The organism is Carnobacterium funditum DSM 5970, from assembly GCF_000744185.1.
GTDB lineage: Bacteria > Bacillota > Bacilli > Lactobacillales > Carnobacteriaceae > Carnobacterium_A > Carnobacterium_A funditum.
In genome coordinates this window covers 104,527-128,606 of sequence record NZ_JQLL01000001.1, presented here as the reverse complement: position 1 = coordinate 128,606, position 24,080 = coordinate 104,527, and the positions used below count along the sequence as shown (strand labels likewise).

The window sequence follows — 24,080 nt, the reverse complement described above, 5'->3', positions numbered from 1 at the left end:
TACTTTTTATAATTGTATAATTTTAATTGTCGTATTAGGATAGTTTTTTAATTGCTTTCTTTGATTTTGATACCATTTTTTCAAAGTCTCATTTCTATAAATAACAATAATTACTTCATCAATTTCTAATTTTGGATCAATGGTTGATAGCTCTGACACAAATAAAATATTTTCGCCTTGTTGAACTTTATTGATAGTTTCAATAATTTCTTCGCTTATGGGTTGCTCACTGATTACTACTTTTTTCTCAAGATAAGGATGTAAGATACTTTGTACAATTTTTGTAGCATTATACTCATCTGTATAGTTCAAGAAAACGTCTTTTTCATCCCAACTGTAAGTGAAGGCATAGTTAATTTTTTTGTTAAACAACGTTTTTATCAAAGAAAGTGCAATTCCCAAGATTATACCTCCAAAAACAACTAGAACTAGATTTATAATTAACCGTATAATTGAAGGAGAGTTCTCTTGTTCATTGATAAAATCCTCAGTAGATTCTGGTGATGAAATATAATAGATAATTTTATCGTCAAAAAATTGAAAATCATTCTCTTGTAGCCAACTGTAATATGCTTCTGCTGTCTCCAAGTCTTCCTCTTCAGTACCAATACCAAATGAAACAGTTAGAATATTTGTAGATGTATTTCTAAATACATTAATAGGATCTTCATCAGTTGTAGTGATAACTGTGTGAGTCTCTTCATATTCATTCAGTATTGGTAGAATAGCTAAGTTTGTTGATTTCTCTATTTTTTTCACAACATTTTCTTGCTTTAGATATTCTTCAATTAAATAAGAGTTAGTAAATGCTCCAATATTATTTTGCTCTATATAAATTTCAAATGACGCAGTATGAACCGGGGTAATACCATTTTTTGTATTATCTTGTGATTGGCTATCTAAAAAGTACAAACTAACTTGAAGAATTATACCTATAGTGACAATAACTCCCGTCAATACTATAATTTTTTTCATGTATTCTTTTAAAAATAATCTTACTTCTTTTATAAGCGTTTGAATTTCCATTTTCTTCCCCCTTTATAAAATTTATCCTTTATTTTTAATTCAATGTCACTTTTTAATATACTTCTTGTCGCATACATTTCTTTCATCGAAGTTCCTTCACTAAATCTAATAAAAGTTACGATTACACCCCAAAATACCCATTGCCATTCAATCAATATGTTAGAAGCGGAAGATATAGAGGACATAAAGAAAGAGAACATATATGCTAAAAAAACTGCCGATGTTTTACTGATAAACTGGTTATCAGCAAATTTGTAATTAACGTACAACTGTCTCAGCATTAATACATATACAAACATATAAAGGATAAATACTACAACACCGTATCCTGTTAAGATTTCCATCCACCAATTATGAATGTTATAAATTGTACCGGTTGCGAAAGAAGGATAATGTTGCATCCAATATTCTACATTTCCTGCTCCAGTTCCAAATCCAAATGATTTAACTAAAAAATAAAAACCATTTCGTATCAAATTAACTCTAGTCATATTAGAATTACCCTCAACGAAGACACTCGTTTGAAGGTTAACCATTATCGAAGTTACTTTATCTTGCAAAAATGGGGAAAATAAATAGGCTAGAATAAAGGTAATCATTCCTATAGTTAACAGTTTGATAAACGTTCTTACATTAAACAATGAAAAGTACTTAAGAAATAATAAAACTATAATTCCTAATATTAATCCTAACAGGTTAGCTCTAGAATCTGTCTTATACAACAAAAATATTGATGAAAAAATAATCATTAAGTACAAAAATTTAAAAGAATACTTTTTACTAGTTATATATAAGATATAAATCACCGTAATACCTGCTAGCAACATCGTTGCAAAATCATTTTGGTTAGCGTATATCGAAATTGGTATTCTCGTATTTGGTTGACTAGAAAAAGTGTTGTACCTATCTAGTTTATCTAAATTCGCAAAGAGATATTTCCCAGTTATTATCTCTGCCCAACCTATAAAGTTATGCATCGTAATCATGACAGCAATTGTTTGGAAAATTCTATTCATATCCTTTTCTGTACGTATAAAGATACCCATGTAATACATAGACAAGCATCCACTTCCAAGGAAAAAGATAGCATTTACCCAGGCTGTTATATCTTTAATCCAAATAACTGAAATTAGAGCATATAATAGCCAAAAAAAATAAAATCTAGTATAATTTTTACTCATTAAGTTAGAGGTAAAATTCAGTCTCGAATCATTTTTAAATATCATTATCACTATGAGAGATGTCATTAATAATAATATCAATCTATACATTGAAAGTTTAGCAATTCCAACATCTATTGCCAGTATTTGAGCTCCCAGAAAAACTGAACCAACCAATAAATATGTTAGTTTTCTCAATTAAGCACTCCTTTCTTTTAAAAGGGTTTTGTAATTCTTAGATTTCATAATGAGAAATCTTTTTAAGTATGAATTCTTCATAAAGTAAGGCAGAATTTTTATTAGAAAAACACTTAGAGTCAATGATCATTTTTCTTTTTTCTTTTGAAAGTATTTCTTTATTTTTAGCTTGAACAATTTTTTCAACCCATTTTTTCACACCTGCATCAATAGGTTCAAACTCAATTAATCCCATCTCCAAGTCAACCTCTTTTGTAATTCTATTTGAAAGTATGGTTGGTATCCCGGCTGCTTGAGTTTCAACAGCTACTGTTGGAAAGCCTTCATAGAAAGATGGCAATACAAATACATCCATCATGCTATAAAACTTGGAAACATCATTTCTCCTGCCTACGAACTTTACAAAACGTTCCAATCCTTGTTTTTCAATCTTAGCTTCTATATCTCCCCTTAAATCTCCCTCACCAATAAATAACCAAACAAAATCGACATTCAACTTTTGCAATTGAGTCATGATTTGGATCATAAAATTATGGTTCTTCACTTCATGAAATCTTCCTACATGACCAATAATAATTGTGTCAGGAGAAGTTTCTCCTAAAATATCTTTTTTAAATTCTTTTATATTAATTTCGTCTTCAAAATATAACGAATCGTTTATGCTATTTGGAATATGCATAATTTTTTTTTGCTCTACATACTTAGACCCAAAAACAAATTCTGAAGACTTAGCTCCACAAGATACTCTTTGTTTTGCTAAAATATTGTTAATTTTTCTATTAATATTTTCTATATTTTTTTCAGGTTTTGTCTCATCCGAAGAAGTGTGGGCATGAATAACAAAACGATTTATTTTATTTTTTTTTGCTATTAAATAAAAAGGTATTGCCCGATAACCGGTTATGTGTGAATGAACCATAGAATATTTATTATTCTTAAAAAGATTATTTACCGTTTTGTAAAAACTTATCCATCCTTTTATCTTAGGGTTAGGCATAACTTGCACATGTCCACCCATATTCTCAACATCGTTTATAAATTCTGTACTACACTCATCATAGGTAAGGACATCAAACGTAACTTTATTTTTATCAACTGATTTTATCTTGTTCCACACAAAAGCTGATATTCCACCACCAAAACCGCTCATAATGTGTAATACCTTAATAGTCATTTTTTCACTTCCATATATATATTTTATGAATTATCTACAGCATAATATATTGAATGCTGTAGATAATAGTAGTTTAACCAAGTATTTCACTAAAAACTCTTCTATAAGATAATTATTCTATTTCTCATCGACTTAGCAATAGAATGAAACTCATTTTTTCATTCCATATCTATATAAAATCTATTTATTTATTTTAAAACAGTCACATTTTCAGGTATCTTTTTATTTCCATTTTGTTGTTCTTCTAACCCTTGCGAAGAAACCTTATCGAACAATATTTTTATTGTCTGTAACATTATTTTTATATCTAATAGAATTGAATATTTTTTTATATACAGTAAGTCAAAATTCAACTTACTATTAAAGTCTGTTGCATATTTACCATATACCTGAGCATAACCAGTAATACCCGCACGAACATTGTGCCGTAAATAATAATATTTATTTTCTTTTTGAAACTGATTTACAAAAAAAGGACGTTCGGGGCGAGGACCTACTACTGACATATCTCCTTTTATGACATTAAATAGTTGCGGTAATTCGTCTATTCTCAATGCTCTAATATATTTTCCAACTGTCGTCACCCTAGTGTCATTTGAGGCTGCCAGTACTGGACCTGTATCACTTTCAGCCGTAGCACTCATACTTCTAAATTTTAAAACGTTAAATTCAGCACTATCTTTAGTAATGCGAACTTGTTTATAAAAAATCGGTCCTTTAGAAGTTGTTTTGACTAATATGGCAGTTATTATCATTAATGGTGAACTTAAAATAATTAAAAGTAACGAAAATAATATATCCGTAATTCTTTTAATAAAACTATCTTCATCTGAAATCCTAAAATTTGAAGCCTCTATGATACTTTCGTCTTCAATATTCATAATATTCGGATTAACTAAAATTAAATTCTCGAAACTAGTAGTTAAAAATATTTTCTTATCATACTTAATCATTAAATCATAAATCGCAATTTTTTCTTCTTCTTTTATTTGACTAGCCAAATAAACAATATCGAAAGCATTCATATTTTCTTTGATATTTTTATAAAAATTATCTACTGCTACTAACGTTATCTTGTGACGTCCATTTTTAGCTTGATCAAAATTAAAAATAGTTGATGCTACTTTCATCTCATTTCCAACAACCATTACTTTTTTTGTACCGCTATATCTGAGATATACTTTAAATATTATTATTCTCCAAATTATCAACACTAATGAGCTGGTAAATAAACTAATAACTAAAACTGATCTTGGAAATGCGAACCATCTTCCTGCAAAGGTTACCGCCATTATAGCAATCGTCATGAGTATTTGAATAATAATAGTCAAATAAATAAAATCTGTTAATGATTTATTATATAAAACATATGCTCCAAACAGTAAATTTAATATTATAAATGGAACCATGATATAAATAACAGCACTGGTATACGTACTTAAATTTCTTTCAGGTATGTTTTGGCCAAATTGTAAATAAAAAGAAAGTAGAATTGAGAAATGAAATAGAGCTATATCAATTGCACCTATCAAAATTTTCTTTGTTTTACTAAATTTTTCTCCTTGATTCATTTACTTTTTCCTCCAATAATCTTCTTCTAGAATGTACATTAATTTATATTACCATATTCTAATTCTAAATCCCATTAATGCTTATATATCTTTTTATTTTTCTGGGTATTTTGAGAACTCATAAAAAGAAATATCAATAGTAAAAATATCCAAAAAGAATTAGATAAGTATCCCCCTTTTTGAAAGTTTAGCAATAAAAATAACATACCTATTCTAAAGTTTTTCATCATAATATATCCTGTAAAAATAACCGAACAAGCAAATGCAATTATCCCAAAATCTGATAACATATAGGCATAGATATTCCAGATGGACGGGGTATGTCCGATACCATTTCCTAAAAATAAATGTTCTTTATTAGTATACTGCCAACTGTTTGTAATTCTATTAATTGCTGATGTATCTTCTCCCGACAATATGTCTAGTGTACGCTTAAGCAAAGTCTCACTAAACGTTTCCCAAAAAACAAAAATAACCATAACTACTATAAAAATATAAAAATAATAAAAGTTGTTCCATTTGAAGTCTTTATTTTTAACAAAGTCAAAACTTTTTAACATCTGAATAATTATCATTATAGCAATAGAACTGTATGAAAAGGTTAGGATAATCATCACTGTTAAAAACATATTTACCCATTTAGATATATTCATTCCCACTTTATTAAAGTAGTTTATTCCCAAAATTATATTTAAATAGTAACCAAAATATGAGGGTTCTGAAAAAATGCTTCTTGACCGAATGAATTGATCGTTCCAATTAAATGAATAACTTAAACGATCGCTCCTTGTAAATTCCCAAAAAAAATCAAAAGGTAATGCACCGTCTGAATATATTGCTATCGTAATATATATACCTATCAACGAAACAATAACGGCTACAACATTTATAGCAATTAAAGCTTTGTTTTCTAATTCTCTTTTCTTTATAAAGTTGTATAACCCCATTATAGTAACCAAGTAAAATGTTATTTTCACCAAACCTGCTATTCCAACAGAAATTTGGAAACTTTCGTTATACATATCACTAAAGAGAACATTTAAAAATACTACAGCTATAAGCGCCATAGACAATATGACTTGTTCTTTCTTAAAAATAAAATTACCAGTAATCAACATTAAAAATAATATTATTAAAAAAACAAAATCAGATAATGTAAATATTCCTATCATCCAATCTGTAACAACAAATGAAAATGATAATAAGTATAAGAATATGTGTGCCCATATATTATCGACTTTTTTATTGATACTTAGCCACTTATCGCCCAGGTAACTATAATTCATCTTAACTATTCTCCTTTTAAATAAAATACTTTATCTTTAAATACTATTTTTTTTATGACTATATTATTTTTCCCCTGAATATTCTGCTTATTATATCACAAACTGAATTGTTGAAATATAAAGTTTCTTTAATATTTATTCACATGAAACTCAGTTAATATGACTGCTAAGACTTGATACTTCAGAGTTAAAAAATACAAGTCCCCTCAATTTATCTATTAAAAGAAAAATTGAAGAGACTTATAGAACGTATCATCTTTCAATATATCTAACGGTTTTTAAATTTCAATAATTTCAAGTAACTTTTATCTTTTAACGTAATAGACTTTGTCTGGTTATTAATTTTCTGCTTCCCTTCTTTTTTTGATTTTTTTTCTTTCAAACCACTATATATGGATAACATTTGACGTTTGATTAATTTTTTTTGTTTCTTATTATAAATATCACTTTGATACAATAATTCTAATTCTTCAAAAATTTTAAAGTAAGAATCAAACGACCGTTGTCGTTGTTCCGGTGTCTGTATCGTCATAATAGAGTTTTGTCTGTATCTTCTATAATAATAAAAGGCATTAACGTACATCATCGTTTTTATATGAATAAAAACCTGTGGAGTAAAGAGTTCATCTTCATGGATGATATCTTCTCTGAATGTTAAGTTGTTTTCTGTCAGTACGCCTTTCCTAGTTAAATATAAATACACTGGTGAAACAAACGTCTTGCTATTCGCTTTAAAGCTATCTTCTTCATAAATATGATTTTCTACTAAACGATGGCTGAAGTCATAATATTTTTGATTGATCTCTTTTTCCATACCATCTGTGAAGGCCATTCCATTAAAACGAATTAAATCAAGTTTTTTTCCTTCCATTAATGGAACGAGTTCAGACAATAAGTTAGTATCAATGTAGTCATCTGAATCGACAAACAAGATGTATTTACCTGTGGCTTTAGCCATCCCAGTATTACGAGCACCTGACAATCCTTTATTTTTCTGTTCAATAAAAATAATCCGATCATCACTTAAATAGTTCTGTATTCTTTGCGGGCTTTCATCGGTACTTCCATCTTCTATTACAAGAATTTCAAGTTCTTGATAAGTTTGATTTATAATCGATTCCAGACATTCTTCTATATATTCTTCAACATTGTATACTGGTACAATCACTGAAACAAGTGGTTTATTCTTCATTCGTATACTCCTTTAGAAATGTGTACTATTTTCTTTTTGCTATCATTTCTTTGATTACCTTCATCTCACCTGTAAGGATCAATCCTATCCCAAATACAAAAACAAAAATCATTCCCTTTATCACTAAATTGATAAAATTTGAAAATGGTAGTGTAGGAAGCAATAAAAATATAATCGCTTGAGAAGCTGCCATTAAAGCCGGTTTAAATAAGATTTTGAAAAACTCTGCATAATTTGACTCAAACATTTTATACATCAATAAATAATTCGTTTGCAAAAAATTGATTGTAAACGCAAAGACTAATAATAAAGCTACATATTCAATTTTCCCTGTAGAGATTCCAACAACCATTGCAGTAATATTCGTCACTGCTGTTAAAACACCCGAGACAAGCAACAAATCTGTCCGGTTAGCTGATTGAAAAATAGCTCCGGTAATCGTTAATATTAGTTGAATCCAAACTGAAAATGCCAGAATTTGGAATGTTGCTATACTTCCATCCCACTGTCCACCGAATAAAAATAAAATGATTTCTTTTGCTGAAAAAAATAAAAAAATCGAAAGCGACAATCCAATCGTCCCTAGAAATCGTGTTAACAATAAATAGACATTTTTAATTTTATCCATTTTCGTTTCATAGTCGGACATAATAGGTTGAATAACGGGATAGATTACATTAGTCAAAATCTGATTAGGGTAAAGGGATAATTGATAAGATTTATCATAATAAGCCAATGAACTGGTTGAAAAATAACGTCCAATCAAAATCTTATCTAAATTTCCTGAAAAATAATTGATAAAGTTAAAAATAAATTGATTTTTTGAAAAAGAAAAGATTTTTTTTATGGGGCCTAAATCTAGTTTGAAGCTCACTTTTAGTTTTGTTTTAAAATAAAAAACAAAAAATAAAAAAGCGGCTTTTATTGTGTTGCTTATGATCAATGAATAATAGCTGAAACCTGCCATCGCTAAAACTATCGAGATAATACCTGAAAGAACATTTGCTATCACTGTGACAATATTGACAGCCATGAAGTTTTTTTCTCTTAAAAGCATGTTTTGCGGTACAACTAATATCCCATAAAAGAAGACACAAACGCCAAGAACTAAACTAATGGGTATGTATATCGCATCACTATAAAACAAACTAATTGGGTAACCGAGAGACATGAAAACTAAGCCTAATACTACTGCTAAATAGCAAGAAAAAACAAAGATACTATTGATTTCTTTTTTCGTCAGCTTTTTATTTTGAATAATGGCAGGTCCAATCCCAAAATCAGCTAACATCTGGAAGAAGACTAAAAATACATTTACTACTGCAACAACGCCGTATTCTTTGGGTGTTAATAGTCTAGAAAGAATAGCTTGAACAAGGAGTTGCACAATAACATTAGAATACTTTCCTATAGCACTATACAGTACACCCTTTTTAAATTCATCAATCAGGTTCACTGTATTTCCACTCCCTTTTTATAACCAACTCGCTTAATTATATTTAATAAGTTTTGGGATTTTTTGCCCATATTGGTTCGTAATCTCATTAAACTAAGTGCTAAAGAATAGTTCTTATTCTTAACTAAAAATAACAATGCTTTTACAAATCTGTTTTTCTCGGATCGTCTATTTAATTCTGTTACTGCATGTTCAAGCTTTTCATTGTTCATCATTATTTCTATCAAGCTAATTTTTTCTTTCTTTTTCAAAGTACATTCTTTAGATGAAAGATTCTTTAATTCTAAATAAATCGCATTCCAATATTCTTTGTTCATCAATTCTTGGAATTTTAAACTTTCATCCCACTCTTCCATCAATTTCCCAAAACTGTTAGCTACTCTATACTCTTGGTTGAAGCGATCTTTTGTATAGTGATTTACAGCTGAATCTGGTCTAAAGACATAATGGTAGTACGCATTCGGATTGATTTCAACTTTCTCTATGTGACGATATACTTGTAAATTAAATAAAGCATCTTCACCAATTTTTTGATTCGAAAACTGAACGTTATTCTCTTTCAAATACTGACTTTTATACAATTTATTCCATAATGCATACGGTGTAAAAGAATAATACTCGCTAAAATTTTCTCTGAACTGAAATATGCTTTCTGATGATGCCAATTTAGGTGTACTGAGACTATTAGTTGAACTTCCATCTTTGCTGCTTATTTCTTCAAAAAAACCAAACATTACTAAATCAGCACCTGTTTCTTTTGCAATTTTCAAATTATCTTCAATTAAATTAGTTTCGATGTAATCATCTGGATCTATAAAATAGATATAAGTCCCACTAGCTTTAGCTAAACCTGCGTTACGAGCATAACCTGCACCCGTATTTTCTTGGTTCAGCACATAAACTCGCTCATCTACTTTTGCATAATGCCGACATATTTGTATTGAATGATCAGGTGAACCATCATTTACTAAGATTAATTCAATATTTTTATGCGTTTGGTTCAATACGCTTTTAATCGCTTTTTCTAAATATTTTTCAACGTTATAGATGGGCATAATGATAGACACATCAATCATTGCTTTAACTCCTTTATCCATAATCTTATTCATCTTACAGAATCAAACAACGTAGTCATTGTATCATAATTATAATCTATTCTTCGTTTCATTCTGATTAAGTTTTCTCTAAAAAGAAGAGATTTGCTGATCCCTGTTACTTTCTTTTCATTTTCCCCTCAACGTAATTACCTATCCGGCTACTTGATTGCTCAATTGTTCCTTGTTGATATTCCACAATTGTTGCATTAACCAGTGCTCCTACCGTTAGCAATGCTCCCAGCAGGTTTAGCCACAACATAAATACAATCAATGTCCCAATTGCACCATAACTCAACGTACCTACAGCAAAGTAAGAAACGTACACCGTAAAAGCTTGAGTGATTAAAATCCAGCCAATGGTTGAGAAAATCGCTCCTGGTAGAACTAATTTTAAATTCAACTTTGCATTGGGTACAAAATAATACAACAATGAAAACGAGAAAAACAACGTAAACATGGTTACCGGCCATCGGATACTTAGAAACATATCAATTAAATCAGGCGGCAATTTTAATAAGGGTGTGAGTCCTTCCAGAATCAATTGACCGAAACTAAAAACTACTACTAATAAAATCAAACCTGTTATCAAAGCAACCGTAAAAGTAATCGAAGCTAAACGGATAAAAATGATGTTTTTACGCGGCTCTACACCGTAAGCTTTGTTCATGCTAATTTGCATCGCATTCATCCCTCGGCTTGCAGACCATAAAGTTCCAATTGCAGCGATAGATAAAACCCCGTTGCTTCCCGATGTTAAGATTTTATCCATAGTGGGTTTTAGATTTTCTACTAGGTATGCTGGTACAGCTCTATCTAAATAAGGATAAACCGTTTCAGGCGATAGATTTAATAATGGCAATAAGTTCCCTATTACAATCAGTAATGGAAACAATGATAATAAAAAATAATACGCAATCACTGCGCCTGAATTTGTCACCTCTGCTACTTTATATTTCGTCCATAGAATACCGATAAACTGTTTGACGGCTTTTTTTTTAGTACGTTGAATCATTTTTAAACCCCTTTTTAGTTATTGTTCCTTATTATACTGATTTTTTCATAAAAAAACTAGTGAAGGTCCAGCGTATAAAGGATAATTTTTTAACTTTCAGCTTAAGAACATAATGTTGTAAGACTTTACCGTTAATTTTTTATCTCACAATTTATTTCATCTCTTTTTTAAGTTAGCCTATTCAGCAAAAAATCTAAAATTAACGCTATCTAGCTACGCTGATTTCAGATTTTCTATTGTATTATTTTTTATTGTTTTGATAAATAATCCATGATTGACTCGCCACTTCTAACAAACATTGGCGTAGCGCCTGTCCATACGCATTAGTCCAACCATCACTCATAACCACAACTACATGTCTTTCTCCATTTTGATCTATTATAATCCCTGCATCATGAGACACATCATCCAAGATACCTGTTTTATGAGCAAAGTTGACCTCGCTAGATAACCCAGTATTTAAGGCATAAACTAATTGTTGAGCATCTAGTAAGCCCATAAAATAATCAGTTGACTCTTTCGATAGCAATGTTCCCTCCATTTCTTCTTTTTCTATAACTTTTTTAGATTCTATACCTTTTTCCAGAATTTTTTTTACTTTTACACTAGTTTCAGTTACTTCAGGCAAGCTATCCTCCTTTTTAGAGAGACTATTCCATACTACAACTAGTAACAATGCAAACATAATGACAAGTATCATTTTCACTTTATTGTTTAACCTTCTTTTTCTTTTCTTCTTAATATTGGTCACTCCATTTAACTTATTTTTTTATTATAGATTATTCTTTAGGATTAATTATTATCATTAAAAACGTTGTTTATTGATAGGTATAATAAATTTTTAAAGATAAATATAAAAAAAGTTCAAAAGACATTCTATTAAAATGTCTTTTGAACTTTCAGCTATAGTCATTAGTCTAACTATTTTGAAACTGCGAAGATTTTAATCAGTTTCTGTTTTCTTTCATAATTAGGCAGAGTTCTCAGCATCTTGTCTTAATTGAGCTTTGAACTCTAGGTATTCGGAAAAAAGATAAATGGCTGTGAGGATAAAAGGCATCCTCTTTGCCATTTCCTATTTTTCTTTCATGCCTGATCAGAGTTCTCAGCATCTTATCTAATTGAGCTTTGAACTCTAGGTATTCGGAAAAAAGATAAATGGCTGTGAGGATAAAAGGCATCCTCTTTGCCATTTCCTATTTTTCTTTCATGCCTGATCAGAGTTCTCAGCATCTTATCTAATTGAGCTTTGAACTCTAGGCATTCGGAAAAAAGATAAATGGCTGTGAGGATAAAAGGCATCCTCTTTGCCATTTCCTATTTTTCTTTCATGCCTGAACAGAGTTCTCAGCATCTTATCTAATTGAGCTTTGAACTCTAGGCATTCGGAAAAAAGATAAATGGCTGTGAGGATAAAAGGCATCCTCTTTGCCATTTCCTATTTTTCTTTCATGCCTGAACAGAGTTCTCAGCATCTTTTATTTTTGCTTTGTGAGGATTCTTGGGCCTTCTTTTGTGATGGCTAGTGTGTGTTCGAATTGGCAGCTTAGGCCGGCGTCTTTTGTGCGGGCTGTCCAGCCATTATCGTCCATTTTTGATTTCCATGTGCCTGTATTGACCATGGGCTCAATGGTGATGACCATTCCTTCTTTAAGGCGTAATCCTTTGCCGGCATCGCCGTAATGGGGTACAGCTGGTGCTTCATGCATGGTAGGTCCGATACCGTGGCCGATAAATTCACGGACGACTGAAAGACCTTCTCCTTCTACATATGTTTGGATAGCATACCCAATGTCGCCAATTCGGTTGCCAACTTGTGCTTGTTCAATTCCTTTGTATAAAGCATTTTTTGTTACTTTCATTAGGTGATCGATTGCTGGTGTTGATTCACCTACGACATAACTCCAGCATGAGTCAGACATAGCGCCTTTTAGATTAACGACCGTATCAACTTTAATCAAATCATTGTCTTTTAAAGGTTTGTCTGTTGGGAAACCATGACAAATTTCATCATTCACACTAACACAAGTAGCGAATTCGTATCCTTCGAAACCAATTTGTTCTGGGATTCCGCCTGCTGCTTCGATTTGGTCATGGAAAAATTGGTTAATTTCTGTGCCTGTTACACCTGGTTTAATAAAATCACGTAGTTTTTCGTGAATGCTAGCTAATAGAGCACCTGATTCTGCCATTGCCTCTATTTCTCGTGTTGATTTTAATGTAATCACTTCTTATTCCTCTTTTCTTTTCGTTTTGCCTTTTAAGCCAATTCTATTATAAGCTTAAAATCTTAAAAAGTGAACCTTTCTTCTTTTTTTTACTTGTGAGGTTTCTTAGAAGACTTCACTTACTCTTATTCAACTTAATTAGCGTTGCGAAAAGGGCTTAGTTTTTGGTATACTTTATAAAGAATAGAGTGCGTTTTCAGAAAGGAAGTGAATCAGTAATGGCTACTGCAATGATTGTATTTGCGAGTTTAACTGGCAATACAGAAGAATGTACCGGTGTGATTGAAGAGGCCTTAGAAGATTTAGGCGTCGATGTTGAAGTTGTTGACTGCATGCAAGCTGATCCGGAAGACTTTTTAGCTGTTGATATTTGCTTAGTTGGAACCTATACGTATGGCAATGATGCTAATCTACCAGATGAAATTGTGGATTTTTACGAAGAACTTGCTGAGATTGATTTGACTGGAAAAGTATTTGGGACGTATGGTTCAGGCGATACATTTTATGAAAAATTTTGCAAATCAGTTGATGACTTTACAGAGCAATTTAAACGTGTTGGAGCAATTGAAGGTGCCCAAAGTGTTAAAGTAGACTTGGATCCCAACAAAGAGGATGTTGAAAAGTTAAAAACTTTCGCAAAAGCATTAGTAGATAAGGTCCATTCATTATAAAGGCAAACAAATAACCGAAACCCTAATAATAGGAATTTCGGTTATTTTTATGTTTATGTTTATGTTTATTTAACTATTTATTTAACTGTTTCTTTAATCATTTTTTCTACATCATCAACCAAAGTGGTTTCATCTAGTGTTATCAGGTCTTGTGCTGCGAGAGCTGCTGTCCCATAGACGCTAATCCAGATTTTTTCGAACGTTTTTCTTTTTTCAGTTTTATTTAACGCTTTGGTCTTTGCTTCTTGTTCGAAAGCAGTTAACATCGCTTCATAGGGTAAATCATGCATCCGTTCTGGACCTAAGTGATCTTCTAAAAATAATGCCCGGAAAAAGATGGGTTCATCTTTGGCAAAGTGAATGAAGTTAAGACATGTATTTAAAATAGGCTCTTCTGAACGAGTATTTTTGAAAACTGTCTCAGTCAAATACTCTTTTATTCTTGAATACAGCTCGTTTTTTAAATCGTCCATATTTTTAAATTCTAAATAAATTGGCTGAGTTGAGCAATTCATTGTTTTGGCAATATTTCTAGCTGTAAATCCTTCAAAGCCTTCTGTTTTCACGACATCATATGCTGTATCAAGGATATGTGATTTTAAAATCGTTTTTTTTCTGGCCATTTTGGCTCACCTCTTTTTTATTTCTTTTTGTTATCATTGGCCCTAGTTCTATTAGCGATTGCTTATAGTTGGACTTCGTTTCTTTAGACCTATCTTATATAAAGAATTATTATATAAAGAAAGCATGACACGCCAATTAGTGAGTGACCTAGAAATCATTAGTTTCACTGTGCATTATCCGATTGTCTGACTCGAATGTCCTGATGGTTTATTGCCTCTTTATAAGGCAGGAACTTGTATATACAATATTGTTTTTTTGACTGAACAGCTTCCCCTTCTGTTCAACCTTAACCTATTTTATCACTAATGTCATAAAAAAAAAAGTATTTTACTTCATCTGTTATTTAGTGTACTCTAAATTCTTTTTTCTTTAGACCGGTAGCCATTCAATTCTGCGTTAATTCGTTCAATTTGTACATAGCGGCTTTTAATGAGATAATAGGGTATTATGTCAGACAATTTTTATTCATGATAATCACACATAGGAGGTTAGGAACATGCTAAAAGGACAATTGAAAACTATCGGATTTGTCAATAGTCATAAAACTGGTGAAAAGCGGATCGCCTTACTACCTAAGGATATTGCACCATTGCGACACCGTGAGCTTTTATTTTTTGAGGAAAATTATGGAAGCGATTTAAACATCTCTGATATTGAATATGCAGCTTTAGGTTGTCAGATTGTTTCAAGAGACATTGCTTTGGAGCAAGATATCATCTGCGATCCTAAAATTGGAGACGCTACCTTTTTAAAAAACTTACAGCCTGGTCAAACTCTATTTGGTTGGGTCCACGCTGTCCAGAGTAAAGAAGTAACCGATATATTAGTGGCGAATAAACTATCTGCGTATGCTTGGGAAGACATGTATGAAGACAATCGACATTCTTATTGGCGCAGCAATGAATTAGCCGGTGAAGCAGCCGTCATGCATGCTTATCAATTAAATGGCGTTATGCCTTACGATACCAAAGTTGCGCTTATCGGACGTGGCAATACCGCACGAGGAGCACTACGCATTTTGATTGGCTTAGGAGCAGACGTGAAAGTCTATGACCGCCGTCAAGAAAAACTATTCCGAAAAGAAATGCCCGGATTTGATGTCATCGTCAATGCGATTTTGTGGGATACTGCCCGTCAAGACCATCTTATTTATCGCACGGATCTAAAACAGCTTAAACCTGGTACGATGATTATTGATGTTAGTTGTGACGAAAACGGTGCCATTGAATCAACTATTCCCACATCTCTAGCAAAACCGATTTATGAAGTAAACGATGTGGTTCACTATGCAGTCGATCACACTCCGACTATTTTTTATCGTTCTTCTTCAAGCGCAATTTCCAATGAAACAGCAAAGTACATTGATGACTTGGTTGAAGATCGTCCTAACACCATTTTAGAAGCCGCTTTAATTATTGAAAATGGCTGCATCATTGACCAACGTATCAATCATTTTCAAGATAGACCTATGTTGGATTCATTAATAGAATCCACTAGCCAAGATTCTACTTCAATCCTTTAAATAAAAATTTTTTCCATCACTTCTTTTTATCTTTATTGGGCTCTCAGTCGGCGTGCTAACAACACACGTAGATTACCTTGATTAGAACGAATCTATTCTAAAATCCCTCCTTATTTTTCATTTTTATTTACTGGACTCGTCAAACTATAACGGCATAAGCACTACTTAAAACTACAATCATTTATATTATAACCGTCTGCTGTCCTTTTCTGTTTTGGTATACTGATTATTCATAGTATTTTTATCTCTATTAAATAAATAGCATTTTAGAGTACAAACCCTTATTAATGCGTTTGTACTCTTTCTTTTTTGGTAGAACACCGATTTGATTAAAAGTTCCAAGACCGTTATTTCCGACTGGCCCATTTTAGAATGACTATGAACCAGCCAAGGGTATGTCTTATCCCGTATCACAATAAACAGGTAGTAGGTTTTGAGAAGAGCTCTAACTGATTCAGGATTTTTTTTATTTTTTAAGAATCAGGAAATTGTTTCAAAACGCTTCTTATGCTATGATTATCAGGTCCACTTGTTTAAAACAAGTGAAAAGAAACATCATAGGAGGAAATAATTATATGGTATTAACTAATTTTGATGAACATTTAACTAAATACGCTGAAGCTATTGTTAGAACAGGGATCAATGTTCAAAAAGGACATACGGTTGTTCTTCAAGCTGCTGTTGACCAAGCTCCATTGGCACGTTTAATCACTAAAAAAGCCTATGCTTTAGGTGCAGATGAAGTGGTCGTAAAATGGGCTGATGATGTGGTAAACCGCGAGCACATGGCACACACACCAGAAGAAATCTTAACCGATATTCCACAATATAAAATTGACGAATCTTTAGCGATGATTGCTAAAGGCGCTAGTCGTATCAGCTTAGTTTCTTCTGATCCTGATGCTTTAGCTGGTCTAGATAGTAAAAAAATCGCTGCTTTCCAATCTGCTAATGGTAAAGCGTTAAGCGAACAACGCAAAGCGACGCAATCCAACAAAGTTAGCTGGGTTGTTGCTGCAGCTGCTAGTGAAAAATGGGCAGCGAAAGTCTTTCCTAATCTAGAAACATCCAGTGAACAAGTAGATGCATTATGGGACGCTATTTTTAAAGCCGTTCATGTTTACGATGCTGATCCTATTGCAACATGGGAGAAAAAAGATGTCACATTAAATGACAAAGCAGAGGAGTTAAACAAAGAACAATTTACTGCTTTACACTATCTTGCTCCTGGAACAGATTTAACAGTCGGTTTACCTGCTAACCACCGTTGGGAAGGTGCCGGTAGTGATAATACTCGTGGCGAGCGTTTCATGGCTAACATGCCTACAGAAGAGGTCTTCACTGCTCCTGACGCTAATCGTGTCGATGGTGTGGTCAGAAGTACAAAACCTTTAAGCTATGCTGGAAATACTCTTATGGATATGGCATTCACTTTCAAAGACGGTAAAGTTGTTGACGTTACTGCTGGAGAAGGCGAAGATGTCTTAAAACAGTTAATCCAAACGGATGAAGGCGCTGCTCGTTTAGGTGAAGTAGCTTTAGTACCCGATCCTTCCCCTATTTCTCAATCAGGCATCACTTTCTTCAACACGTTATTTGACGAAAATGCTTCTAACCACTTAGCATTAGGGTCCGCTTATGCCTTTAATTTAGTTGGCGGAACTGACATGTCTGAAGACGAGTTAAAAGAAGCTGGCTTGAACCGTTCTAATGTTCATGTGGACTTTATGATTGGTTCAAATAAAATGGATGTCGATGGCATCCGTGCTGATGGCAGCACTGTTCCTATTTTCCGTAATGGTGACTGGGCCTAATAGAGTATCCGAAATAAAGTGCTAAACTCTTTTTATTCCTATATCATATAAAGAAGACTCAGAGGGTTTAATCCTCTGAGTCTTCTTTGTTTTTAAATAGTACTAGACAAATACCTGGAAGCGTGAGAAGATAAATAGCGTATTGAATCGATCCTATAGCTCAGCTGGATAGAGCAAACGTTTCCTAAACGTTAGGTCGGGAGTTCGAACCTCTCTAGGATCATACCTATTAATCAGACTTTGTACTTAAACTCCCGCATTTAATTGTAGGAGTTTTTATTGTTTGGCGAATCATTTTCTATATGTATTCTCGGACTAAATGGACAAGATAAAGCTAAATGATTGTCTACTTATCCATTTTTGACTTGAATTCGACCAGTTGACTGTCATTTGACATCCAGTTATTCATTTTAGTTTTGTTTTGGACAAGTTGGATAAAAAAGATCATTAACTCGTCGATTTTTATAAAAGAATAGACAATTGAAACGGTAAAGAAGTAAAAGGCAAAATTAAGAAAGCTTTTTATAAAAAATGGTGGTTTTGGTTAGTAATCATCTTATTTTTGTCTGCAATTTTTAGTAGTAGTGAAGAAAAAGCAATCACTAGCGAACCAAACGAAAAAAACCCATTCGCTTATTCTAAAGCAAAAAGGTTTCTAGTTTTCCAACTCATTCTTCTTTGTGTTCTGCGCGGTTGTACAAAATAAATCCAATAGTCGTCAAAATAATGCCAATAACTAAAGTAATCGGTTGGTAACTATCTGTGTTGGTTAATCCAAGAATAAGAGCAATAAATCCTACTACCATAATAAACAAACCATTTTTAAGCATGATGCTCATCCTCACCTGTTTAGTTAACCTCTTACTCTATTGTGCTGGAAAACGCTTACTTAGTCAATTGTTTGCCTTCTTATTTCATTTTATTCTAATATTTATTTCATAAAAAACCCTTCAAAAGTTAACGTTAACTTTTAAAGGGTTCTATCTTTATTTACTTTTTAACCGACCGTTACGCCAGCCATTTTTTTGTATACATCTACTACTTCTGCTGCCATGTCACGGAATGTGATGGCATTCATCAAGTGGTCTTGTCCATGAACAAGCAATAGACTGATATCCATTTTTTCGCCTGATGCTTCTGATGTTAGCATAGCTGTTTGTGAGTGATGCGCTTCAATAAGTGCCTTATCGGAATCTTTTAATTTTTGATCTGCTAATTCAAAGTCGTCTTTTTTAGCGGCATGAATGGCTTCCATGGCATCGCTTTTAGCATTTCCGCCATTAATAATAAGCCCCATAATTACTTGTATATTCCCTTGGTCTTCCAAATGATAACTTCCTTCCACTACTTGTTCTTTTAAGTTTATTTGATTAATTTTAAGGCTTGATCCAATACATTTTCGCCGTTCATCATGCCATAATCTTGCATGTTAATCACTTCTAACGGAATATCTTTGCCAGCCAATTTCTTCTCAAATTGAGCCTTCATAAAGCGGACTTGGGGTCCTAATAATAGAACATCAAGATTTTTTGTTTCGATGTTTGTGTCAGCTTCTGCTGCGGATACTGCAAAAATTTCTGCGTCGATTCCTCTTGCTATGGCTGCTTTTTCCATTTTAGTTACCAATAAACTCGTACTCATTCCTGCTGAACACACTAACATAATTGTTTTTTCTGCCATCTTGAATCACTCCATCTCATTTATTTGTTCCTACACTTTATATAATGCAAATAGCGTGCCAACTTTTAATGCGATAAAAGCGTTATCTGCCAACGCTTTCTTATAATCCGACACCATACACACTAGTCAAAAAAACTACACAGTATCATTAACTGTGTAGTTTTTTTGATTCCACTCTCTAAATTATTCAGTTAGTTGATTTTCTACAATCATTTGAACAAGGTAGGCCTGTTCATCTTGTGGTACGACCAAATTATAGTCTTCTTCTAACGGCTTAAGTAACTGTTGAACGGTTTTTACGACAAGTGGGTATGTGTTTAGATAGTTTTCTCTATTTCGAAAAGATACTCCTTCTTTGCCACTTTTAATGCTTTCAAACAAAAAGGCCATATGCAAGACGATTCCTACTTTGACTTCCACTGGTAAAACTAATTGAAGCTCTACTTCTATTTGCTGAATAGTTTGTTGCAACTTTGCGACTAGTTCACTGACAGAGCCCACTTGTTTCAACGTTCCAGTTAACGTCTGGCTTATTTTATCCAAAGGCCATTCTTCTACTTGGCTTTTTATTTCTACCATTTTTTTAGTGTCAAAGGCTTCATAAGCCGTAAAATAAGGAATATTTTGATAATGAATTGGGACGGTTCCAATAATAGCTTTGATCGCATAATGGGGATTCAGTTGATTAATTTGTTGTTTAATGGATTCCATATTCAGGAATTGCAACGGAATAACGTCAATTTTAGTCGTATCCATTACTTTTTTCAACTGTGCTTCTAGTCTCTTGGCTACTCCTTCTCCAGTAAAACAAGACACAATAATTACTGGTATCTTGTCTTCTTGAAGGGGTTCACTGGTTGGTATCTCACTATTCATCGCCATCCGACAATTTTGATAAATATCGTCTAATTGTCTGCCAATACTTGCCATCCGAATCGCTTCTAACACAATCAACGTGCTGGTCATTGAGAGCGTTCGAACTTCTAACTCCAACTCTTGAGCAAGCATGCCACCAAAAGCGTTTAAAGAGCCCATATCGGTCAATAACAACAAACCATGTTGGTACATTTCTTTATTGGCTACGATTGTTTGGCTGACTGTTTCGTACATCTCTTTCACTTTTACAGTTAGCGGCATATTGAGTGCCACCCCCACTTTTGTATCCAATAATTCTTGCACCGTTTCAAGCATACTGCTCGCAGTGGATTTGCCATGCATGATGACCATCACACCCACTTGATTCGCTGTTGCTTTTTCAGGCTCTTGGGCTTCCATGGTTAAGAACATGGTGATAAAGCCAATCTCATCAAATGGAATATCAATAGAGAATTGTTGTTCTATAATAGCCGATAAATCGATGGCCACTTGAAATTCTTTAGAATAGTTTTTACGAACACTATTTAAATCTGGGTGTACAATGGGCCGTTTTTCTTTGATGCGTTCAATCGCACTTTGCAAATGCAATGAAAAAGCAAACCTTGATTTTGAATGATACGTTCTGCCCAGTTGTTTTTCTGCAAAATCGTATAGCCGCTCTGTTACTTTACGAATATCCAAGGGAACCAACTCTTGATGGATGTCGGATAACGATAACTTTTCTAGGTAGTCGTTAAAATAATGCGGCAAATTATTTTGAATAAATCCTTCTAACTCAACTTCTTTTAATAAGCCCATTTTTAACGCTTCTTCGACACGTTCTTCAATGGCATTGTAGACACTCATGTCTGAGACCACATCTTCATTAATCGTTGTTTTCTGACTCGTAGGCACATAAGAAAAATGTGTTTTGTGACGATCAACTAACTGGTTCAGTCGCTCAGGTGCTTCCTTTACTAACAGCAGTCCTTTTTGAACAGACAATGGCAAATCTTGTTGCGTGCTCTTTAAACAGTCGGTTTGATGCGTGCGATAATGCAAAAATGCTTTAGCACAGACCAGTTTCAGATCTCTTTGTACTTGCCCGATATTGGCTTTGGCTGGATAAAGCATAAAAGCTAGCAAAACTTCGCGTTCGATGATAATTTTTTGATTCAGTCTTTGGGCTTCTTGTTGCAAAAAAGCCGCCACTAATTCGTAACGTTCTTCAATGCTTCGTTCTGCTAAAGGTGGCAACGTAATCGTCATCGGGATGCGGCGATTAAACGTGTCCAATAACACTTCAGAGTTTTCTGTGGTTGCGCCGATAATTTGTACACTTGCTGTGCGTGTCTCACTGCTCTCCCCTAAAGGTCGGTAAACGCCTTTGTCGATAAACGTAAACAACATTTCTTGGCCTTCTGGCGGCAGTCTGTGAATCTCATCAAGAAATAAAATACCGCCATCTGCTTGATGCATCAAACCCGTCCGGTCTTCGGTTGCCCCTGTATAAGACCCTTTTTTCACACCAAAAATATGGCCAAACAACAATTGCGGATTTTGTGCATAGTCTGCACAGTTAAAAGAAACAAAAGGCGCATCTTCAGATAGCACTTGAGATTCCAAAGCAAATTGATACATGCATTCAGCAAATAACGTTTTACCTGTACCAGTTTCTCCAAAAATAATCGTATGCAGTCCCCTAGGTGGGTATAAAATAGCCGCTTTGGCTTGTTGGATCATGACTTTTAAAGACGCGTTGTGACCAACTAATTTATCAAAAGCTTCTTGACTGTCTTTTATTTCTGGCAAAGCAGGATTTACAGCTTTAGCTTGGTATAAAACGGGTCGGCCGGTTTTTTTTTCAATGTATGCTTCCTTATACAATTCATTTAAATAACGGCTGACGTTAGCACGGTCGAGTTCTAATGCCTCAGCAATCTCTTTTGCTGCCAACGGTGACGTTTGTTTCACTAAATACGTTAGGATATCTTTTTTTCGCGACAGCATCCTACTCCTCCTCTTTTGAAACCGGATACGTTAAACTTGTTTAAAAGTAGCGGATGAACTTCAACCCGCTACTTCTATTTGCTTCTATTTCTATAGTCATTTTTTCATTGCTATTAAATTAAAAGGTAAATACCGTTTAATCTTTTTTAGGTTTACGTGCACCTTTATTTTTGTTTGGCTTCTTTCGATGTTTTTTCTTTTTATTCGGTACTGCTGATTGTTCTCCTCTGTTATCTTGTGAAGCAGCTGAAGAGTTTGTTGGTTCTGAGGATTTATGCGTTTCTTTTTTTGCTTTTATTTTTACTTTCTTCACTTTGCTTTTTTCTTTTGTTCTTGCTTCATGTCCAGGTGTTTCTTCTACTTCTGGGCGTTCTTTGACTAATTCTCCACCATAAAGATACAAAGGCGTAATCGTGATTTCTAATAATTGAATAATTTTCTTGAATTCACGACGTTCACGGTCATTTACTAGGGTTAATACCGTTCCAGCTTGACCCATCCGCGCGGTTCTACCTGAGCGGTGAATGTAGCTTTCTTTGTTCATGGGTAAATCGTATTGAATCACATAAGGCAAACCTCTGATATCTAGGCCTCGTGAAGCCACATCAGTTGTTAACAGCAAATCAACTTTTCCATCTCGAAATTGTTGCAACGCATGTTGTCTTTCTGTTTTGTACTTTTCTGCATGCAAAACAGCCACTGAAATGCCTTCGTATTGCAACTTTTCAAAAGCTAAAGTTAAATTGGCTACATTGTTAACAAAAACTAAGGCTTTGAACCCTTCCATCCGGGTCAAACGGCGGATAATTTCCACGCGTTTTCGTGTTGGTGTTTCAATATAGGCATGCAAAACCGTGCCTTTGGATTCGTCTTCGTCGGTTACATCAATCCATTCCGGATCAACATTGAACCACTTAGACAAGTCTTCCATCAACTCGTTACTTGTCGCTGAGAAAAAGCCCATTTGGCGTTCTCCTGGAATTTTACTCATTAATTGACGAACGGTCTTTAATTGGTCTTGCTGCAACAATTGATCTGCTTCATCTAAAATAACGGTTTTAACTTGGTGCAGTTTCAATTTTTTTGTTTCTGCAATTTCAAGTATCCGTCCTGTCGTTCCCACGATAATTTCAGGCTTCTTTTTCAAACGATCGATTTGTCGTACTTTATTGGCTCCACCGATAATGGTTTGTACTTCTAAACCTAGCTGGCTACTCCATTCTTTTACAACGGATGCCACTTGTACTGCTAATTCTTGTGAGGGGGTCAATATGATCAATTGAACACCCGCCTTAGGTTCAATTTGTTCTAGAGCTGGCAAGGTGTACGCCACAGTCTTCCCCGTTCCAGTAGGGGATATCCCGACGACATCACGACCGGCTTTCATTGGTTCATATACTTTATTTTGAATGGCTGATGGTATCGTGTACTCCAATTTTTCCCAATAGTTTTGCAACTCTGGTGCTATTTTTTCATTCATCACTATAATTTCCTCGTTTCCTTA

General features: G+C 33.6%; 20 protein-coding genes and 1 tRNA gene. 4 read left to right on the top strand and 17 right to left on the bottom strand.

Annotated elements, in window-relative coordinates; genetic code table 11:
• Positions 1–6: 6 nt before the first annotated feature.
• The 11 genes from BR44_RS00555 to map form a co-directional block, all read right to left on the bottom strand.
• Entirely contained in the window at positions 7–1,026 is a 1,020-nt protein-coding gene (locus tag BR44_RS00555) for a hypothetical protein (protein WP_034549670.1), read from the bottom strand.
• Positions 1,005–2,207: an O-antigen ligase family protein gene (locus BR44_RS00550; RefSeq protein WP_169740182.1), complete on the bottom strand. Its 1,203-nt coding sequence runs from the start codon at positions 2,205–2,207 to the stop codon at positions 1,005–1,007. Before BR44_RS00550 ends, BR44_RS00555 begins: the two co-directional genes overlap by 22 nt.
• Positions 2,208–2,421: 214 nt before the next feature.
• The gene (locus tag BR44_RS00545; protein ID WP_034549665.1) at positions 2,422–3,558 is read right to left on the bottom strand and encodes a glycosyltransferase; all 1,137 of its coding nucleotides are present in this window, start codon (positions 3,556–3,558) and stop codon (positions 2,422–2,424) included.
• Positions 3,559–3,746: 188 nt separating this feature from the next.
• The gene (locus tag BR44_RS00540; protein ID WP_034549662.1) at positions 3,747–5,129 is read right to left on the bottom strand and encodes a sugar transferase; all 1,383 of its coding nucleotides are present in this window, start codon (positions 5,127–5,129) and stop codon (positions 3,747–3,749) included.
• A 74-nt stretch (positions 5,130–5,203) separates the two neighbouring features.
• On the bottom strand, positions 5,204–6,415 hold the full coding sequence (locus BR44_RS00535; RefSeq protein ID WP_051912404.1) for a hypothetical protein: 1,212 nt from the start codon (positions 6,413–6,415) through the stop codon (positions 5,204–5,206).
• A gap of 268 nt (positions 6,416–6,683) precedes the next feature.
• Positions 6,684–7,607 carry a glycosyltransferase gene (locus BR44_RS00530; RefSeq protein ID WP_034549659.1) on the bottom strand — a complete coding sequence of 308 codons (924 nt, stop codon included), beginning with the start codon at positions 7,605–7,607 and terminating at the stop codon, positions 6,684–6,686.
• Between the two features lie 25 nt (positions 7,608–7,632).
• On the bottom strand, positions 7,633–9,063 hold the full coding sequence (locus BR44_RS00525; protein WP_034549657.1) for a lipopolysaccharide biosynthesis protein: 1,431 nt from the start codon (positions 9,061–9,063) through the stop codon (positions 7,633–7,635).
• Positions 9,060–10,172, bottom strand: coding sequence for a glycosyltransferase family 2 protein (locus BR44_RS00520; protein WP_084676067.1), 1,113 nt, complete (start codon positions 10,170–10,172; stop codon positions 9,060–9,062). Before BR44_RS00520 ends, BR44_RS00525 begins: the two co-directional genes overlap by 4 nt.
• Before the next feature lie 103 nt (positions 10,173–10,275).
• The gene (locus BR44_RS00515) at positions 10,276–11,172 is read right to left on the bottom strand and encodes a YihY/virulence factor BrkB family protein (RefSeq protein WP_034549653.1); all 897 of its coding nucleotides are present in this window, start codon (positions 11,170–11,172) and stop codon (positions 10,276–10,278) included.
• A gap of 241 nt (positions 11,173–11,413) precedes the next feature.
• A complete protein-coding gene (locus BR44_RS00510; RefSeq protein ID WP_245592976.1) occupies positions 11,414–11,872 on the bottom strand; it encodes a serine hydrolase in 459 nt (152 codons plus the stop codon).
• A 778-nt stretch (positions 11,873–12,650) separates the two neighbouring features.
• Complete coding sequence (gene map, locus BR44_RS00505; RefSeq protein WP_034549650.1) at positions 12,651–13,400, bottom strand: type I methionyl aminopeptidase; 750 nt, start codon at positions 13,398–13,400, stop codon at positions 12,651–12,653.
• Positions 13,401–13,618: 218 nt separating this feature from the next.
• Here map and BR44_RS00500 point away from each other — a divergent pair, with 218 nt between their 5' ends.
• Positions 13,619–14,071, top strand: coding sequence for a flavodoxin (locus BR44_RS00500; protein ID WP_034549648.1), 453 nt, complete (start codon positions 13,619–13,621; stop codon positions 14,069–14,071).
• 77 nt (positions 14,072–14,148) lie between these two features.
• Here the strand turns inward: BR44_RS00500 and BR44_RS00495 are convergent, their stop codons facing one another.
• Positions 14,149–14,694: a TetR/AcrR family transcriptional regulator gene (locus BR44_RS00495; protein ID WP_034549646.1), complete on the bottom strand. Its 546-nt coding sequence runs from the start codon at positions 14,692–14,694 to the stop codon at positions 14,149–14,151.
• Between the two features lie 497 nt (positions 14,695–15,191).
• Between BR44_RS00495 and BR44_RS00490 the strand changes: the two genes are divergently transcribed.
• From BR44_RS00490 to BR44_RS00480, 3 genes are all read left to right on the top strand, one after another.
• Complete coding sequence (locus BR44_RS00490; protein WP_034549643.1) at positions 15,192–16,217, top strand: N(5)-(carboxyethyl)ornithine synthase; 1,026 nt, start codon at positions 15,192–15,194, stop codon at positions 16,215–16,217.
• A gap of 575 nt (positions 16,218–16,792) precedes the next feature.
• Positions 16,793–18,031 carry an aminopeptidase gene (locus BR44_RS00485; RefSeq protein WP_034549641.1) on the top strand — a complete coding sequence of 413 codons (1,239 nt, stop codon included), beginning with the start codon at positions 16,793–16,795 and terminating at the stop codon, positions 18,029–18,031.
• A 149-nt stretch (positions 18,032–18,180) separates the two neighbouring features.
• Positions 18,181–18,254 (top strand) — tRNA-Arg (locus BR44_RS00480).
• Positions 18,255–18,699: 445 nt separating this feature from the next.
• On the opposite strand, the gene BR44_RS11620 is transcribed toward BR44_RS00480, so the two are convergent.
• From BR44_RS11620 to BR44_RS00460, 5 genes are all read right to left on the bottom strand, one after another.
• A complete protein-coding gene (locus tag BR44_RS11620; protein WP_169740180.1) occupies positions 18,700–18,861 on the bottom strand; it encodes a hypothetical protein in 162 nt (53 codons plus the stop codon).
• 167 nt (positions 18,862–19,028) lie between these two features.
• On the bottom strand, positions 19,029–19,328 hold the full coding sequence (locus BR44_RS00475; RefSeq protein WP_211249882.1) for a PTS lactose/cellobiose transporter subunit IIA: 300 nt from the start codon (positions 19,326–19,328) through the stop codon (positions 19,029–19,031).
• 65 nt (positions 19,329–19,393) lie between these two features.
• Positions 19,394–19,711, bottom strand: coding sequence for a PTS sugar transporter subunit IIB (locus tag BR44_RS00470; RefSeq protein ID WP_034549637.1), 318 nt, complete (start codon positions 19,709–19,711; stop codon positions 19,394–19,396).
• Between the two features lie 183 nt (positions 19,712–19,894).
• Entirely contained in the window at positions 19,895–22,576 is a 2,682-nt protein-coding gene (locus BR44_RS00465; protein ID WP_034549636.1) for a sigma-54-dependent transcriptional regulator, read from the bottom strand.
• Between the two features lie 136 nt (positions 22,577–22,712).
• On the bottom strand, positions 22,713–24,056 hold the full coding sequence (locus tag BR44_RS00460; protein WP_034549635.1) for a DEAD/DEAH box helicase: 1,344 nt from the start codon (positions 24,054–24,056) through the stop codon (positions 22,713–22,715).
• Positions 24,057–24,080 lie beyond the last annotated feature (24 nt).

Coding starts and splice junctions, on each gene's coding strand:
- BR44_RS00555 (WP_034549670.1), bottom strand. CDS start 1,026: ATGGAAATTCAAACGCTTATAAAAGAAGTAAGATTATTTTTAAAAGAA.
- BR44_RS00550 (WP_169740182.1), bottom strand. CDS start 2,207: ATGAGTAAAAATTATACTAGATTTTATTTTTTTTGGCTATTATATGCT.
- BR44_RS00545 (WP_034549665.1), bottom strand. CDS start 3,558: ATGACTATTAAGGTATTACACATTATGAGCGGTTTTGGTGGTGGAATA.
- BR44_RS00540 (WP_034549662.1), bottom strand. CDS start 5,129: ATGAATCAAGGAGAAAAATTTAGTAAAACAAAGAAAATTTTGATAGGT.
- BR44_RS00535 (WP_051912404.1), bottom strand. CDS start 6,415: ATGAATTATAGTTACCTGGGCGATAAGTGGCTAAGTATCAATAAAAAA.
- BR44_RS00530 (WP_034549659.1), bottom strand. CDS start 7,607: ATGAAGAATAAACCACTTGTTTCAGTGATTGTACCAGTATACAATGTT.
- BR44_RS00520 (WP_084676067.1), bottom strand. CDS start 10,172: ATGAATAAGATTATGGATAAAGGAGTTAAAGCAATGATTGATGTGTCT.
- BR44_RS00515 (WP_034549653.1), bottom strand. CDS start 11,172: ATGATTCAACGTACTAAAAAAAAAGCCGTCAAACAGTTTATCGGTATT.
- BR44_RS00510 (WP_245592976.1), bottom strand. CDS start 11,872: ATGATACTTGTCATTATGTTTGCATTGTTACTAGTTGTAGTATGGAAT.
- BR44_RS00500 (WP_034549648.1), top strand. CDS start 13,619: ATGGCTACTGCAATGATTGTATTTGCGAGTTTAACTGGCAATACAGAA.
- BR44_RS00495 (WP_034549646.1), bottom strand. CDS start 14,694: ATGGCCAGAAAAAAAACGATTTTAAAATCACATATCCTTGATACAGCA.
- BR44_RS00490 (WP_034549643.1), top strand. CDS start 15,192: ATGCTAAAAGGACAATTGAAAACTATCGGATTTGTCAATAGTCATAAA.
- BR44_RS00485 (WP_034549641.1), top strand. CDS start 16,793: ATGGTATTAACTAATTTTGATGAACATTTAACTAAATACGCTGAAGCT.
- BR44_RS11620 (WP_169740180.1), bottom strand. CDS start 18,861: ATGCTTAAAAATGGTTTGTTTATTATGGTAGTAGGATTTATTGCTCTT.
- BR44_RS00475 (WP_211249882.1), bottom strand. CDS start 19,328: ATGGGGCTTATTATTAATGGCGGAAATGCTAAAAGCGATGCCATGGAA.
- BR44_RS00470 (WP_034549637.1), bottom strand. CDS start 19,711: ATGGCAGAAAAAACAATTATGTTAGTGTGTTCAGCAGGAATGAGTACG.
- BR44_RS00465 (WP_034549636.1), bottom strand. CDS start 22,576: ATGCTGTCGCGAAAAAAAGATATCCTAACGTATTTAGTGAAACAAACG.
- BR44_RS00460 (WP_034549635.1), bottom strand. CDS start 24,056: ATGAATGAAAAAATAGCACCAGAGTTGCAAAACTATTGGGAAAAATTG.